Origin of the sequence: Klebsiella sp. LTGPAF-6F (assembly GCF_001753185.1) — a bacterium.
Lineage (GTDB): Bacteria > Pseudomonadota > Gammaproteobacteria > Enterobacterales > Enterobacteriaceae > Klebsiella > Klebsiella michiganensis.
Map to the genome: position 1 here is coordinate 2,712,468 of NZ_CP017450.1, position 15,248 is coordinate 2,727,715.

Sequence of the window (15,248 nt, forward strand, 5' to 3'; positions counted from 1 at the left end):
TGATAAAAGGGCCGCGCCGCGGCCCTTTTTTGACATCACATGTTGTTGATATCCAAGATATTACTCTGTTCCTCCTCTCTCCTTATAACCGCCTTATTATTTTTTGTTAGTATCTATACACTGTAGATATAAATGATATAGTGGTTATAGCTAATCCCTTTTTTATTATCTTATCGTCTTATACATCACCGTCATCAGGATACGTTGTGGCGCCAACGCGGCGAGTCGCAGGGAGGTTCGGGCTAGCCCGTCCACCGCCAAATGACCTGAGCGTAAAATGTATTAAGCGGGTTTATTTTACGTGCTATCGGATATCAGCCATGAAACTACAGCAGCTCCGCTATATCGTTGAGGTTGTTAACCATAATCTGAACGTCTCCTCCACGGCCGAAGGCCTGTACACCTCACAGCCGGGCATCAGCAAGCAGGTTCGCATGCTGGAGGATGAGCTGGGAATTCAGATTTTCGCCCGCAGCGGCAAACATTTGACCCAGGTCACTCCCGCAGGCCAGGAGATCATACGCATCGCTCGCGAGGTCCTGTCGAAGGTCGATGCGATCAAATCGGTAGCGGGTGAGCATACCTGGCCTGATAAGGGGTCGCTGTACGTAGCAACTACCCACACCCAGGCCCGCTACGCGCTACCGGGCGTTATCAAAGGCTTTATCGAACGCTATCCCCGCGTCTCCTTGCACATGCATCAGGGGTCGCCAACGCAAATCGCCGAGGCGGTGTCGAAAGGCAATGCTGACTTCGCTATCGCGACCGAAGCGCTTCATCTTTATGATGATTTGGTGATGCTGCCGTGCTACCACTGGAACCGCTCCGTGGTCGTCACGCCAGAGCATCCGCTGGCGTCGCGAGAGTCGGTATCGATTGAGGAGCTGGCGCAGTATCCGCTGGTGACTTACACCTTCGGCTTCACCGGCCGCTCCGAGCTGGATACCGCCTTTAATCGCGCCGGCTTAACGCCGCGCATCGTTTTCACCGCCACCGACGCCGATGTGATTAAAACCTACGTGCGTCTGGGCCTTGGGGTAGGGGTAATTGCCAGTATGGCGGTGGATCCGGTTTCCGATCCGGACCTGGTGAAGCTGGACGCCAATGGTATTTTCAGCCACAGCACCACGAAAATAGGTTTCCGTCGCAGTACCTTCTTGCGAAGCTATATGTATGATTTTATTCAGCGATTTGCGCCGCATCTGACCCGGGATGTGGTCGATACCGCCGTTGCTTTGCGCTCAAATGAAGATATTGAAGCGATGTTCAAAGATATTAAATTACCGGAAAAATAACCACAGAAAAAATAATGGCATCCTCTCGGGGATGCCAAAGCCTATAATGGCCTGAAATGGAATATCTAAACCTCGTCTGAATCACAATTTTCGTTAACTCCTCGTACCACATTTGCAAATATACCTGCCGCGATCAAATTAATGATGAAAGATATCTGCTGAAAAGCGAATTCACTGGATTAATAGGCAATGCATAATTAAGATTTATCTGTGGTTAGTAATTCTTAGCGATTGGTGGTGAAAAAATGATTAGTGATATCGATTATATGAAGTTTGCGATGTCACAGGAACGTGACAAGACTGAGATAGATCCAGTTTTGAGAAGTAAGGCCTGGAGCGCCGTTATCCTTGGGCTTGCGATGTTCTGGAGCGTCATTGCTCTGGTTGTCTGCAACGTTTGGTTACTAAGCTAGAGCACCTTCCAGTCACAGCGGTTATGTCAGTTTTATGACAAGTGAATTATTGAGAATTATTTCTATCTGATAAAATAGCGGTAATAAGGAGGATATAATTTTTCCCTTTTTAGACTCGCTCGATAAATTTTCTCTATTGGACTAATCGCCAGAATAATGGCGATTAGTCTTTCTTTGTACTCGTGTACTAATACGACGCGCTCGCCGACGCAAACCTGACTTCTTCAATCCTTCTCAATATATCCGCCCTCATTATTCAAATTTCCTGTCTTAATGCGTTACGCCTATTTTAGCAATTTGAGTTGTTATCAAAATGTTACATCAAAGATGTGTTATCTTTAATAATGACCCTGAGGAGGATCAGGGGATGCTATCCCTAAGGTAAAGGAGGAGCTATGTCGTCAACCCTACGAGCAGCCAGTAAGGATACGCTCCAGGTTAAAGATAAAACCTGGCATTACTACAGCTTACCGCTGGCCGCTAAACAACTGGGCGATCTCTCGCGCTTGCCCAAATCGCTCAAAGTGCTACTGGAAAACCTGCTGCGCTGGCAGGACGGCGATTCCGTGACCGCCGAAGATATTCATGCCCTGGCCGGATGGCTGAAGCATGCCCATGCCGACAGGGAGATTGCCTACCGTCCGGCGCGCGTCCTGATGCAGGACTTTACCGGGGTTCCTGCCGTGGTGGACCTGGCGGCGATGCGCGAAGCGGTCAAACGCCTGGGCGGCGATACCGCCAAAGTGAACCCGCTTTCGCCCGTCGACCTGGTGATTGACCACTCGGTCACCGTAGACCGTTTTGGTGACGATGATGCTTTTGAAGAGAACGTCCGGCTTGAGATGGAGCGCAACCATGAGCGCTACGTCTTTTTGCGCTGGGGGCAGCAGGCATTCAGCCGCTTCAGCGTAGTACCGCCGGGTACCGGTATTTGCCACCAGGTAAACCTCGAATACCTTGGCCGGGCGGTGTGGAGCGAACAGCAAAACGGCGAGTGGGTGGCTTTCCCCGACACCCTGGTCGGCACCGATTCCCATACCACGATGATTAACGGTTTAGGCGTTCTGGGCTGGGGCGTCGGCGGTATCGAAGCGGAAGCCGCCATGCTCGGTCAGCCGGTTTCCATGCTGATCCCGGACGTTGTTGGCTTCAAGCTGAGCGGCAAGCTGCGTGAAGGCATTACCGCGACGGACCTGGTCCTGACGGTCACCCAAATGCTGCGTAAACACGGCGTTGTGGGTAAGTTTGTTGAATTCTACGGCGATGGCCTCGATTCTCTGCCGCTGGCGGACCGCGCGACGATTGCCAATATGTCCCCGGAGTATGGCGCGACCTGCGGCTTTTTCCCGATCGATGCGGTAACGCTTGACTATATGCGCCTGACCGGCCGCAGCGAAGAGCAGGTGGCATTGGTAGAAGCCTATGCGAAAGCGCAGGGCATGTGGCGTCAGCCTGGAGATGAACCGGTATTCACCAGCACGCTGGCGCTGGATATGGGAACCGTTGAAGCCAGCCTGGCCGGGCCGAAACGCCCGCAGGATCGCGTAGCGCTCGGCGATGTGCCCCAGGCCTTTGCCGCCAGCACCGAGCTGGAAGTTAATCACGCGCAGAAAGATAAACGGCCAATCGACTACACGCTGAACGGACAGCAGTATTCGCTGCCTGACGGCGCGGTGGTGATTGCCGCCATTACCTCCTGTACTAACACGTCGAACCCCAGCGTCCTGATGGCCGCCGGCTTGCTGGCCAAAAAAGCCGTTGAGCGGGGGCTGAAACCGCAGCCGTGGGTTAAAGCGTCGCTGGCTCCCGGGTCGAAGGTCGTTTCCGACTATCTGGCCCACGCAAAGCTGACGCCGTATCTTGATGAACTGGGCTTCAATCTGGTCGGCTATGGCTGTACCACCTGTATCGGTAACTCCGGACCGCTGCCGGACCCGATCGAGCGCGCAATCAAGCAGGGCGATCTGACCGTCGGGGCTGTGCTCTCCGGCAACCGCAACTTTGAAGGACGTATTCATCCGCTGGTAAAAACCAACTGGCTGGCGTCGCCGCCGCTGGTGGTCGCCTACGCCCTGGCGGGGAATATGAATCTCGACCTGACCCGTGAGCCGTTAGGGACGGGTAAAGATGGTCAGCCGGTGTATCTGAAGGATATCTGGCCGAGCGGAATCGAAGTCGCGCAGGCGGTTGAGCAAGTCTCAACGGAGATGTTCCGTAAAGAGTACGCCGAAGTGTTTGAAGGGACAGCCGAGTGGAAGGCGATTAAAGTGGATCGCTCTGATACCTACGACTGGCAGGATGATTCCACCTACATTCGCCTGTCGCCGTTCTTTGATGAGATGGGCGTTGAGCCTAAACCGGTAGAGGATATTCACGGCGCGCGCATTCTGGCCATGTTGGGCGACTCGGTTACCACCGACCATATCTCCCCGGCGGGCAGCATTAAAGCCGACAGCCCCGCGGGCCGTTATCTGCAAAATCACGGCGTCGAACGCATTGATTTTAACTCCTACGGCTCCCGTCGCGGCAACCATGAGGTGATGATGCGCGGGACGTTTGCCAATATTCGTATTCGTAACGAAATGGTCCCCGGCGTGGAGGGGGGGATGACCCGTCATCTTCCGGATAGTCAACCTATCGCTATTTACGATGCCGCTATGCTCTACAAAGCGGAGGGCACGCCGCTGGCGGTGATCGCAGGCAAAGAGTACGGTTCCGGCTCCAGCCGCGACTGGGCGGCTAAAGGACCGCGTTTGCTCGGCGTCAGGGTGGTGATTGCCGAGTCTTTCGAGCGTATCCACCGCTCCAACCTGATTGGAATGGGGATCTTACCGCTGGAATTCCCGCAGGGGGTGACGCGTAAAACGCTGGGACTGAGCGGCGAGGAGCGGATAGATATCAGCAACCTGCAGGCTCTGCAGCCCGGTATGACGGTGCCGGTCACGCTGACGCGCGCGGATGGCCGGCAGGAAGTGATTGAATGCCGCTGCCGCATCGATACCGCGACTGAGCTGACCTACTATCAGAACGACGGTATTTTGCACTATGTGATCCGCAATATGCTGTAAACCCGCGTCTGATATAAAAAGGGCCAGCACAGGCTGGCCCTTCATTTTTCAACGGAATTACTTGCTCAGCAGGTGCCCCATTTTGGCAGCCTTAGTATCCAGATAGTGGGCATTTTTCGGGTTGCGTCCCACAATCAGCGGCACGCGTTCCACAATGTTAATTCCCGCTTCAGTCAGGATTTCGACCTTCTTCGGGTTGTTGGTCAACAGGCGTACCTGGTCGACGTTGAGCAGCTTAAACATATCTGCGCACAGCGTGAAGTCGCGTTCATCGGCGGCAAAACCCAGCTGATGGTTGGCTTCCACGGTGTCATAGCCTTGATCCTGTAACGCGTAGGCGCGGATTTTGTTCAGCAGACCGATATTGCGCCCTTCCTGGCGGTGATACAGCAGAATGCCGCGCCCCTCTTCGGCAATATGCGACAACGCCGCTTCCAGTTGAAATCCGCAATCACAGCGCAGGCTAAAAAGGGCGTCGCCCGTTAAACACTCAGAGTGTACGCGAGCCAGAACCGGGGATTGCCCCGAAATATCGCCAAATACCAGCGCGACGTGATCCTGCCCGGTTGCCAGTTCTTCAAAACCCACCATGAGAAAATCGCCCCATGGGGTTGGCAGTTTGGCTTCTGCCACACGTTTAAGCTGCATGTGATTCTCCAGATTCTATCAGCACCTGACTGTGCTTCTGTTTGCCGCTATTTTGCCACAATGGCGCGACGTTCTCCTAATTGCGTCGGGTTACCTGCGCGCAAAGCGCACAAACGAACTACTTTCCGTTATGATATTGAGGTTAATGAATAAGGAGATGAGATGCTGTTGATTGCCAGACGAACCGCCGTTGGCGCGGCCCTGTTATTAATCATGCCTGCTGCGATCTGGATTTCGGGCTGGAAATGGCATCCCGGGCTGTCGGCAGGGACGATGAAGCTGCTGTACTGGGTGACCGAGACGGTGACGCAGCCATGGGGCATCATTACGCACGTTATCTTATGCGCCTGGTTTCTGTGGTGCCTGCGTTTTCGTCTGCGAGCGGCGATAATGCTGTTCCTCATTCTGGCCGCAGCGATACTGGTTGGGCAGGGAATGAAGACGTGGATTAAAGGCCGCGTTCAGGAGCCTCGTCCCTTTGTCATCTGGCTGGAGCAGACGCAGCAGGTGCCGGTCACGCAATTCTACGCGTTGAAACGCAAAGAACGCGCTAAACTGGTGCATGAGCAGCTGGCGCAAGAGCAGCAAATCCCCGAATTTTTGCGCAAGCACTGGCAAAAAGAGACCGGCTTCGCTTTCCCGTCTGGCCATACGATGTTCGCTGCCAGCTGGGCGCTGCTCGGCGTTGGTTTGCTGTGGCCGCGGCGTCGCTGGGTCACCCTGGCGCTGCTGCTAACGTGGGCGACGGCGGTGATGGGCAGCCGCCTGGCGCTGGGCATGCACTGGCCGCAGGATCTGATCGTCGCAACGCTGATTTCCTGGCTGCTGGTGACCCTGGCGACCTGGCTTGCCCAGCGGTTCTGCGGCCCGCTATCGCCGCCGGGAGAAGAGGCGCAGGATATTAAAAAAAGGGCGGCAGCGCCGGAATAATGTTGATATTACCCCTATCAGGCCGCATATCCTGTACTGGTGTCATGCATTTCCATTTCACCGCTGCGGCGAAAATGGTACTTTATAGGGCTGAACGCGGGATTTTTTCGCGCAACCCACAGAACGGGAAGTCATGTGAAATATTTTCTTATTTTCTTACTGGTGTTAGCCATCTTCGTCATTTCAGTGACGCTGGGCGCGCAGAATGACCAGGTGGTCACGTTCAACTATCTCCTCGCGCAGGGTGAGTTCCGTATTTCGACGCTGCTGGCCGTGCTTTTTGCTGCCGGTTTTGCTATCGGCTGGCTGATCTGCGGTCTTTTCTGGCTGCGCGTTCGCGTCTCTCTGGCGCGCGCTGAGCGTAAAATTAAGCGTCTGGAGCATCAGATCGCGCCAGCCAGCGCTACGCCTGCAGAAGCCGGTGTTCCTGCGGTGAAGGAATAATCATTTATGCTGGAGTTGTTGTTTCTGCTTTTGCCCGTTGCCGCAGCGTATGGCTGGTACATGGGGCGCAGAAGTGCACAACAGTCCAAACAGGACGATGCGAGCCGTCTGTCGCGTGACTACGTTACAGGGGTCAACTTCCTGCTGAGCAATCAGCAGGATAAAGCCGTCGATCTGTTCCTCGATATGCTGAAAGAGGATACCGGCACCGTCGAAGCCCATCTGACGCTGGGCAACCTGTTCCGCTCGCGCGGTGAAGTTGACCGCGCTATCCGCATCCACCAGAGCTTAATGGAAAGCGCCTCGCTGACTTACGACCAGCGCCTGCTGGCGGTTCAGCAGCTGGGGCGCGATTATATGGCCGCCGGGCTCTACGATCGGGCGGAGGGGATGTTCAAACAGCTGGTGGATGAAACGGATTTTCGCCTGAGCGCCCTGCAGCAGCTGCTGCAAATTTATCAGGCAACCAGCGACTGGCAGTCGGCGATAGAAGTGGCCGAGCGTCTGGTTAAGCTGGGGAAAGAGAAACATCGCGGCGAAATCGCCAATTTCTGGTGTGAACTGGCGCTGCAGCAAATGGCGGGCAACGATCTGGATAAGGCGATGGCGCTGCTGAAAAAAGGCGCCGCGGCGGATCGCAACAGCGCTCGCGTCTCCATCATGATGGGTCGGGTATGGATGGAGAAGGGCGACTATGCCAAAGCGGTAGAGAGCCTGGAGCGGGTGATTGAGCAGGATAAAGAACTGGTGGGTGAAACCCTGGAGATGCTGCAAACCTGTTACCAGCAGTTAGGGAAAACCGACGAGTGGGAAGCATTTTTGCGCCGCTGCGCGGAGGAAAATACCGGCGCGACGGCCGATCTGATGCTGGCGCAGATCCTCGAACAGCGGGAAGGGGTTGACGCCGCGCAAAACTACGTGACTCGCCAGCTGGAGCGCCATCCGACGATGCGCGTTTTCCATAAGCTCATCGATTACCACATTAATGAAGCCGAAGAGGGGCGTGCGAAGGAGAGCCTGGGCGTGCTGCGCCAGATGGTGGGCGAGCAGGTCCGCAGCAAGCCGCGCTACCGCTGCCAGAAATGCGGCTTTACCGCCCATACGCTGTACTGGCACTGTCCATCCTGCCGGTCGTGGTCAACCATTAAGCCCATTCGCGGACTCGACGGGCAGTAATTTTAAAAAAAAGCCGCACTTTAGTTACAACATACTTATGGATTATTATGTCCGTCTCCTCCGGCTACGGCTATTAAGGCGTCCGGCAGGGAGGGAAATGCAGCCTGTTATTTTCGGCTTATCGCAGGTAGAATGCTGCCCGTTTACCTTTTTTGCGCCGAACCGGCGCTCATCAACAATTAAGGTCCGGTCATGACGTCTACTGCTACATCTTCTTCCCGCGTTGTCACATCCTCTCCCATCGTCGTTGCTCTCGATTATGATAACCGTGATAAAGCGCTGGCGTTTGTCGACCGTATCGACCCGCGCGACTGCCGGCTCAAGGTTGGTAAAGAGATGTTTACCCTGCTGGGGCCGCAGTTTGTTCGCGACCTGCACCAGCGCGGTTTTGAGATTTTCCTCGATCTAAAATTTCACGATATCCCGAATACCACGGCGCGTGCGGTCGCCGCAGCGGCAGAGCTTGGCGTCTGGATGGTTAACGTTCATGCCTCCGGCGGCGCGCGTATGATGACTGCCGCACGTGAGGCCCTGCTGCCCTTCGGAAAAGATGCGCCGCTATTAATTGCGGTAACGGTGTTAACCAGCATGGAAGCCAGCGATCTGCAGGATCTGGGCATTACGCTATCTCCGGCGGACCACGCCGCGAAGCTGGCGGCGCTGACCCAGCGCTGCGGGCTGGATGGCGTTGTCTGTTCGGCGCAGGAGGCGGTTCGCTTTAAACAAGAGCTGGGCCAGGCGTTCAAGCTGGTGACGCCTGGCATTCGTCCGCAAGGTAGCGACGCGGGTGACCAGCGGCGCATTATGACGCCGGAACAGGCGCAGGCGGCGGGGGTAGATTACATGGTGATTGGTCGTCCGGTAACGCAGTCTGCCGATCCGGCCGCCACTCTGCGCGGTATCAACGCATCGTTGAATAAGGGGGTATGATGAGCGATTCCAACAGTCGTCTGGTTTATTCAACGGACAGCGGTCGTATTGATGAGCCCAAAGCGGTACAGGCGCGTCCGAAAGGGGACGGTATCGTACGTATCCAGCGCCAGACCAGCGGACGCAAGGGGAAGGGCGTGTGTCTGATTAGCGGAATAGATGAAAGTGACGACGCGCTGGCTAAGCTGGCTGCCGAGCTGAAAAAGAAATGCGGCTGCGGCGGGGCGGTAAAAGATGGCGTGATTGAGATTCAGGGCGATAAGCGTGACTTGCTCAAATCGCTTCTGGAAGCCAAAGGCATGAAGGTTAAGCTGGCTGGCGGTTGATTAATAATAAGGCCACGATAAATATCGTGGCCTTTATTTTTGTGCTGGTGTACTGGTCAGCAAATATAAACTTTCATTTTATTGTTCGTGGTTAATATTATTTACCCACCTGGTGGCCGATAATCCCGCCGACTGCCGCGCCGCCGAGGGTACCCAGGGTGCTGCCGTCCGTTAATACCGCACCGCCCAGTGCACCGGCACCTGCGCCGATAGCGGTGTTACGGTCGCGTTTAGACCAGTTAGAACAAGCGCTCAGAGACATTGCAACAGTGACGGCCAGAACCACAGCGGCCATTTTTTTGTTCATTGAAGTCATCATTTTTTTTCTCCTGAATAATCTATTCATGGATACAACTTCCCTTAAGCATAGCTTGTTACGCCAGCCCGGGGGGTATTCCATGAAGCTTTAGTTGCGCAGGTGTTGCTCTATTCACGCAGGTGATAGTTACTTCCTGTTATATCGCTAACATTAATTCTACTTTCTATAAATTTTTCAGGCAGGTAAAAAGTCTGAATTCAGGTGTCAGAAAAGTCTCAGACCAGGGCGATGCCGGGGAGAGCCCGGCAAAGCGGCGACAAGGCAGAAATAAGGATCAGGGATGGTTAACAATATCGACGGCTAAACCGCACTGGGTTAACTGGTTGCGCACGGCATCATTGAGATTATCATCGGTGATAATGCGGTTGAAGCGCCCTATCGGGCCGAGCGGATAGGGATGAACCACGTTGAATTTCGAGCTATCGCTGAGCACAATCGCTTCACAGCCCTTTTCAAGCACCGCGTTGACCACGTCAGCACGCATCATATCCCGTCCGGTAAATCCGGTTTCAGCCTGCCAGCCGTCAATGCCAATAAAGGCCTTGCTGAAGTGGACCTGCTGAATAAACTGACGGGTTAGCGGACCCACCATACTTTCACTGCGCTTTTGATAGATCCCGCCCAGCAGGATGACTTCTCCAGGCGTCTCTTTCAGCAGATGCGCAATATAGCTGCTGACGGTGATGATAGTGATATCGCCGCGCTCGGCAAGCGTACGGGCGAGCAGGGCGTTGCAGCTCCCGTTTTCGATAAACACCGTTTCCCCGGACGAAACGAGCGTAGCGGCCCGCGCAGCCAGCTCTCGCTTAATCGCGAAGTTGGTCATCATGCGGGTTTCCACATCTTCACTATCCAGCGGAACGGCGAAGCCGTGGGTACGCCGCAGGTAGCTCTGTTTCTCGAGTGAATTCAGATCCTGGCGAATGGTGACTTCAGAGACACCGGTCATCTTCGCGAGATCGGCCACGCTCATACGGCCTTTATCGATGACCATTTGCAAAATACTTTGTTGTCGGGCGTTCATAGCAACTTCGCAGTTAAGGGCTATTTGGGCGCGATCGGCCCTGGATGGCCGATGGCGACGATGAAGATTATCAAATTTCCCACGGCGCTTTAGGCTGACCGGGTTTATTTTCCTGCTCGTCGCTGGAAAGCGCCTGCAGTTCAGCTTTCAGAATTTCCAGATTATGGATTGCGGAGTGATAATCCCCGGCAACCAGAATATCCAGCACGGTATCGATTCGTTGGGCGAGCAGGCGGGCATTCAGATCTGACATGGCGTTATCCTGGTTACAAATGTGAATAAAATCAATGATGCTAAAAACGGATGAAAAAGAGAAGCGAAAAAAACGCACAAACTAACTCATCTACAATGATTCGTGGGCAACGCGCAGAAAAACAACGGGAAGGGCTAAAATGCGGCTCCATATAAGGGAGCCGCACAGGTGAACTATCAGGCGGCTGGACGCGCAATCACGCTACGGGTTTCCATGCGCACTTCGGCAATCGTGACGTCGATAACATCCGTGACTTTGTAGACGACTTCGCCTTTGATCTGCACGGTGCCGTTTTCCTGGCTGCACACCAGTTCATCGCGCACGGCGTGAAGGAACGGCGCCGGGATAAAGGCAACCGCGCCGTTATCAACCAAACGCACGCGCATGCCGCCGCGGCTGACATCGATAATCTCAGCTGCAAAACGGGTATTGGTGCCGGCCTGCGGATTCAGATAGCGGGCGTACAGCCAGTCTCCAACATCGCGCTCCGCCATGCGGTTGAGGCGACGGCGTTCAGCCATTTGGATCGCAACGTCATCCTGCGGGCGGGAGATCGCTTCCCCTTTGATAATCGCTTTCAGCAGACGATGGTTAATCATATCGCCGTACTTACGGATCGGGGAAGTCCAGGTCGCATAGGCCTCAAGACCCAGGCCGAAGTGCGGGCCCGGCTCGGTGCTGATTTCCGCAAACGACTGGAAGCGACGAATACGGCTATCGAGGAAACCAGACGGCTGCGCGTCCAGCTCGCGACGCAGCTTGCAGAAGCCTTCCAGCGTCAGCACTTCCACCGGGTCAACGTGCACATCGTGAGTCTTCAGTAAGGCCGCGAGCTGCTCGGTGTTGGCCGGATCGAAACCGGTGTGGACGTTATAAACGCCGAAACCGAGTTTGTCGCGCAGCACGCGGGCGGCACAGATGTTGGCGGCAATCATTGACTCTTCAACGATGCGGTTGGCGATACGACGCGGTTCGGCGACGATATCCAGCACTTCACCCTTGTCGCCAAGCACAAAGCGGTAATCCGGGCGGTCCTTGAATACCAGCGCGTGGTTTTTACGCCATTCGCTACGACGCAGGCAGGCCTCCTGCAGCAGCTTAATTTGCTGGGCGATAGTCTCGCTTCCCGGCTGCCAGCCACCGTTATTTTCCAGCCAGTCGGAAACATCATCGTAGGCCAGCTTCGCTTTTGACTCGATGGTCGCCGCGAAGAACTGAATATCATCTTCGATGGCGCCGTCATCCGCGAGGATCATGCGGCAGGCCAGAACCGGGCGAACCTCGTTGGGGCGCAGAGAGCAGAGGTCGTCCGAGAGCTCGCGCGGCAGCATCGGAATGTTGAAGCCCGGCAGATAGTTGGTAAAGGCGCGAATTTTCGCCGTGTTGTCCAGCTTGCTGCCTTCGGCAATCCACGCGGTCGGATCGGCGATAGCGACGGTCAGATGCAGCTTGCCGTCAGCGGTTTGCTCAACGTACAGCGCATCGTCCATATCTTCGGTGCTGGCGCTGTCGATGGTCACGAAAGCCAGGGCCGTTAAATCACGGCGTTCCAGACCTTCATCAAGCATCTCGGTCGCCACGCCGTCCGGCGCTTCTTTTTCCAGATTATGACGCGCCAGGGTGACCCACCATGGAACGAAATGATCGTCGCCGTAGGTAATGTACTGGGTGAGCTCAGCGTAGAAACCGCGGTCGCCTTTCAGCGGATGACGGCGCATTTCGGCAACGGCCCAGTCACCCTCTTTAAAATCATGCTCTACGCCGCGCGCGGCGCGGCAAGGAATGGCATCTTTCAGCAGCGGATGGTCAGGAACGATGGAAAGACGATCGTCTTTCTTATGAACTTTGCCGACAAAACGCGTCAGGAACGGCTCAACCAGTTCTTCAGGCTCAGCGCTTTCGCGTTCCTTTTCAGTATTGACCACGGCGATAATACGATCGCCATGCATCACTTTTTTCATTTGCGGCGGCGGAATGAAATAGCTTTTCTGCGAGTCGACTTCGAGGAAGCCAAATCCTTTTTCCGTCCCCTTAACGACCCCTTCAACGCGCGGAGTCTGGGAATGCAGTTGCTGTTTAAGCTGCGCTAGCAGCGGGTTGTCCTGAAACATAATTTCGTATTTTCGTGGCTAAAAGAGCGGCTGACATTTTTACGCGAATATGCCTGCCGCAGCAAGCGCTGTTTCAGCATTTTACGTCTCCTGACGTACATTCCCGAGGGCGATTTTCAGCCGATTCATCCAACCGCACAGCCCGCACCAGGCGAGTAGATCGATAGCCGCGCTACGGGAAAGCCCGTAATCTGTGAGGGGAGTTAGCTGGGCGGCGCTGAAGCGGTCGGGCGCGCGGGTCAAAAGCTGTACGGATTGTAGAAGCTGGCGTTCCATTGACGGGTTGTCTCCCCATGGCTGGACGCCGGATTCATTACCACGCAAAGCGTCCGTGAGATCGGCTAAATCTGGACATCGCGAGGCCCACGCGTTAAAGCAGCTGATGCTGCCATTAATCCGCGCAGCGATCAGCGCCACCTGCGCGGCGAACGGTTGTCGATCGCTGAGGTGGGTCAGAAGCTGTTCCTGCAGAGCCAGAGGAGGTTCCTGAGCCGCCAGCAGCGGGGCAAGTTCAAACAGGCCCGGATGTTTTCGCCAGTTCGCTAAAAGAGACTGGCGCTCATCGTCGGCATAGCGTAAGTCCGCGTCGTCAAGTCCTGGCTGCCAGTCACTCTCCCTCGCGACGAAAAGCGCTTCCGGGGCATCTTCCTGCTGCGGCATGCCGGGGATCCAGCGCACCGGGTAACCCAGCGCGGCATGGAAGGCGGCGATAGCGCGGGCCTGGAAGCTGATAAAGCCAATAATCTGATTGATAAGGATAATATCGCGACTGGTCAGGCCGACTTCGTCCAGCTGGCTGCGGGCGAGCGCGTTGATCAGCGAAGGAGAGCTCGCGAGCTGACGCGCATACTGGGTAATTTGCGCCAGACGACGGTTGCTCTCACGCGAGGAGTCCGGGCCGGGAAGCGGCGCCAGGCGAGCGGCGTAGTGATTACACAGGCGCTGTACGCCATAAACCTGGGCGACGGTCAGCGCCGTACTTAGCCGGTCATAGGCGCTAAATGTCTGTAGACGGTTAACCGTCACTGACGCGGGAAAGAGGGCATCTGCCAGCCGACGGGCGGGCGTAAGCCAGCGCGCATGCGCCTCGAGCAGCTCCCGGGGGAGAGTCAGATCGAGTAGAAAACGATCTTCGACATGGGCGGCTTCAGGGACGAGCGGCAATACATCCACCGGGCAGATTGTTGACTGGGTCTCATGATACCAGTGGTTTTTGCCGTTAACGCGGCGTTGCTCCATGGGCGTTCCTTGTTCGGTATGTGGCAAACCGCCGTTTCGCGGTCATGCTATGCGGAACTATCCTGGCTTAACCCTGGAGCGGGAGAAAATATTGATCCGTGCTAACAAATAGCGGATTGGAATAACAGAAGGAAAGCGCGGGGGAAATACCCCTCCTCGCGGGCGCGAGGAGGGTAACGAACTTATTTCAGTTCCAGCTCGTTCATGGCGGCGATGCTGAAGCCGCCGTCAACGTGAACGACTTCGCCGGAGATGCCGGCAGACAGGTCGGAGCACAGGAATGCTGCGCTGTTGCCCACGTCTTCAGTGGTGACGGTGCGACGGATCGGGGTGACCGCTTCGCAGTGCGCCAGCATCTTACGGAAATCTTTAATACCGGAAGCCGCCAGGGTACGGATCGGACCGGCAGAGATGGCGTTAACGCGAACGCCTTCCGGGCCCATGGCGTTCGCCATGTAGCGCACGTTAGCTTCAAGAGAGGCTTTCGCCAGACCCATCACGTTGTAGTTCGGGATGGCGCGCTCTGCGCCCAGGTAGGAGAGCGTCAGCAGCGCGGAGCCCGGGTTCAGCATACCGCGGCAGGCTTTCGCCATCGCCACAAAGCTGTAGGCGCTGATATCGTGAGCGATTTTGAAACCTTCACGAGTGACCGCGTTAACGTAGTCGCCGTCCAGCTGGTCTGCCGGCGCAAAGCCGATAGAGTGGACGAAACCGTCGAACTTCGGCCACACTTTTGCCAGCTCGGTGAACAGAGACTCGATGCTCTCATCTTCCGCGACATCGCACGGCAGGACGATATTAGAGCCCAGCGCGGCGGCAAATTCTTCCACACGACCTTTCAGTTTTTCGTTCTGATAGGTGAACGCCAGTTCAGCCCCTTCACGATGCATGGCTTGCGCGATGCCGTAGGCGATGGACAGTTTGCTGGCAAGGCCAGTCAACAGAATGCGCTTACCGGAAAGAAAACCCATAGCTTTTAATCCTTATCGTTATTGCGTATTTTTACTTTAACAATCATTTGGTTAGCATTGTTATTTCGAAATAACTCAAATTTAGCCGGGAATTATATCTC

General features: G+C 55.4%; 15 protein-coding genes. 8 read left to right on the top strand and 7 right to left on the bottom strand.

Annotated elements, in window-relative coordinates; genetic code table 11:
* Positions 1-320 precede the first annotated feature (320 nt).
* From cysB to acnA, 3 genes are all read left to right on the top strand, one after another.
* Positions 321-1,295, top strand: coding sequence for an HTH-type transcriptional regulator CysB (cysB, locus tag BJF97_RS12740; RefSeq protein ID WP_004121248.1), 975 nt, complete (start codon positions 321-323; stop codon positions 1,293-1,295).
* 245 nt (positions 1,296-1,540) lie between these two features.
* A complete protein-coding gene (locus BJF97_RS32545; RefSeq protein ID WP_004121247.1) occupies positions 1,541-1,708 on the top strand; it encodes a YmiA family putative membrane protein in 168 nt (55 codons plus the stop codon).
* Positions 1,709-2,103: 395 nt separating this feature from the next.
* A complete protein-coding gene (gene acnA, locus BJF97_RS12745) occupies positions 2,104-4,776 on the top strand; it encodes an aconitate hydratase AcnA (protein ID WP_025106987.1) in 2,673 nt (890 codons plus the stop codon).
* 57 nt (positions 4,777-4,833) lie between these two features.
* Here the strand turns inward: acnA and ribA are convergent, their stop codons facing one another.
* Positions 4,834-5,424 carry a GTP cyclohydrolase II gene (ribA, locus tag BJF97_RS12750; RefSeq protein ID WP_004121245.1) on the bottom strand — a complete coding sequence of 197 codons (591 nt, stop codon included), beginning with the start codon at positions 5,422-5,424 and terminating at the stop codon, positions 4,834-4,836.
* A 162-nt stretch (positions 5,425-5,586) separates the two neighbouring features.
* On the opposite strand from ribA, the gene pgpB reads away from it, so the two are divergent.
* The 5 genes from pgpB to yciH all read left to right on the top strand — a co-directional run bounded on the left by pgpB (position 5,587) and on the right by yciH (position 9,230).
* Positions 5,587-6,354, top strand: a complete 768-nt coding sequence (gene pgpB, locus BJF97_RS12755) for a phosphatidylglycerophosphatase B (RefSeq protein WP_014229013.1) — start codon at positions 5,587-5,589, stop codon at positions 6,352-6,354.
* A gap of 135 nt (positions 6,355-6,489) precedes the next feature.
* A complete protein-coding gene (locus BJF97_RS12760) occupies positions 6,490-6,798 on the top strand; it encodes a LapA family protein (protein ID WP_014229014.1) in 309 nt (102 codons plus the stop codon).
* Between the two features lie 6 nt (positions 6,799-6,804).
* Complete coding sequence (lapB, locus tag BJF97_RS12765) at positions 6,805-7,974, top strand: lipopolysaccharide assembly protein LapB (RefSeq protein ID WP_014229015.1); 1,170 nt, start codon at positions 6,805-6,807, stop codon at positions 7,972-7,974.
* 192 nt (positions 7,975-8,166) lie between these two features.
* Positions 8,167-8,904 (top strand): orotidine-5'-phosphate decarboxylase, encoded by a 738-nt coding sequence (gene pyrF / locus BJF97_RS12770; protein WP_014229016.1) that lies wholly within the window; start codon positions 8,167-8,169, stop codon positions 8,902-8,904.
* The gene (yciH, locus tag BJF97_RS12775; RefSeq protein WP_014229017.1) at positions 8,904-9,230 is read left to right on the top strand and encodes a stress response translation initiation inhibitor YciH; all 327 of its coding nucleotides are present in this window, start codon (positions 8,904-8,906) and stop codon (positions 9,228-9,230) included. Before pyrF ends, yciH begins: the two co-directional genes overlap by 1 nt.
* Before the next feature lie 97 nt (positions 9,231-9,327).
* Here the strand turns inward: yciH and osmB are convergent, their stop codons facing one another.
* From osmB to fabI, 6 genes are all read right to left on the bottom strand, one after another.
* Positions 9,328-9,546, bottom strand: coding sequence for an osmotically-inducible lipoprotein OsmB (osmB, locus tag BJF97_RS12780; protein ID WP_004139496.1), 219 nt, complete (start codon positions 9,544-9,546; stop codon positions 9,328-9,330).
* Between the two features lie 277 nt (positions 9,547-9,823).
* Entirely contained in the window at positions 9,824-10,573 is a 750-nt protein-coding gene (yciT, locus tag BJF97_RS12785) for a DNA-binding transcriptional regulator YciT (RefSeq protein ID WP_014229018.1), read from the bottom strand.
* Between the two features lie 70 nt (positions 10,574-10,643).
* Positions 10,644-10,826, bottom strand: coding sequence for a YciZ family protein (locus tag BJF97_RS12790; RefSeq protein WP_004121231.1), 183 nt, complete (start codon positions 10,824-10,826; stop codon positions 10,644-10,646).
* A 176-nt stretch (positions 10,827-11,002) separates the two neighbouring features.
* Positions 11,003-12,937 (bottom strand): exoribonuclease II, encoded by a 1,935-nt coding sequence (locus tag BJF97_RS12795; RefSeq protein ID WP_032692730.1) that lies wholly within the window; start codon positions 12,935-12,937, stop codon positions 11,003-11,005.
* 81 nt (positions 12,938-13,018) lie between these two features.
* The gene (locus BJF97_RS12800) at positions 13,019-14,176 is read right to left on the bottom strand and encodes a carboxymuconolactone decarboxylase family protein (RefSeq protein WP_014229020.1); all 1,158 of its coding nucleotides are present in this window, start codon (positions 14,174-14,176) and stop codon (positions 13,019-13,021) included.
* 182 nt (positions 14,177-14,358) lie between these two features.
* A complete protein-coding gene (gene fabI, locus BJF97_RS12805) occupies positions 14,359-15,147 on the bottom strand; it encodes an enoyl-ACP reductase FabI (RefSeq protein ID WP_004121225.1) in 789 nt (262 codons plus the stop codon).
* Between the last annotated feature and the right edge of the window lie 101 nt (positions 15,148-15,248).

Coding starts and splice junctions, on each gene's coding strand:
- cysB (WP_004121248.1), top strand. CDS start 321: ATGAAACTACAGCAGCTCCGCTATATCGTTGAGGTTGTTAACCATAAT.
- BJF97_RS32545 (WP_004121247.1), top strand. CDS start 1,541: ATGATTAGTGATATCGATTATATGAAGTTTGCGATGTCACAGGAACGT.
- acnA (WP_025106987.1), top strand. CDS start 2,104: ATGTCGTCAACCCTACGAGCAGCCAGTAAGGATACGCTCCAGGTTAAA.
- ribA (WP_004121245.1), bottom strand. CDS start 5,424: ATGCAGCTTAAACGTGTGGCAGAAGCCAAACTGCCAACCCCATGGGGC.
- pgpB (WP_014229013.1), top strand. CDS start 5,587: ATGCTGTTGATTGCCAGACGAACCGCCGTTGGCGCGGCCCTGTTATTA.
- lapB (WP_014229015.1), top strand. CDS start 6,805: ATGCTGGAGTTGTTGTTTCTGCTTTTGCCCGTTGCCGCAGCGTATGGC.
- pyrF (WP_014229016.1), top strand. CDS start 8,167: ATGACGTCTACTGCTACATCTTCTTCCCGCGTTGTCACATCCTCTCCC.
- yciH (WP_014229017.1), top strand. CDS start 8,904: ATGAGCGATTCCAACAGTCGTCTGGTTTATTCAACGGACAGCGGTCGT.
- osmB (WP_004139496.1), bottom strand. CDS start 9,546: ATGACTTCAATGAACAAAAAAATGGCCGCTGTGGTTCTGGCCGTCACT.
- yciT (WP_014229018.1), bottom strand. CDS start 10,573: ATGAACGCCCGACAACAAAGTATTTTGCAAATGGTCATCGATAAAGGC.
- BJF97_RS12790 (WP_004121231.1), bottom strand. CDS start 10,826: ATGTCAGATCTGAATGCCCGCCTGCTCGCCCAACGAATCGATACCGTG.
- BJF97_RS12795 (WP_032692730.1), bottom strand. CDS start 12,937: ATGTTTCAGGACAACCCGCTGCTAGCGCAGCTTAAACAGCAACTGCAT.
- BJF97_RS12800 (WP_014229020.1), bottom strand. CDS start 14,176: ATGGAGCAACGCCGCGTTAACGGCAAAAACCACTGGTATCATGAGACC.
- fabI (WP_004121225.1), bottom strand. CDS start 15,147: ATGGGTTTTCTTTCCGGTAAGCGCATTCTGTTGACTGGCCTTGCCAGC.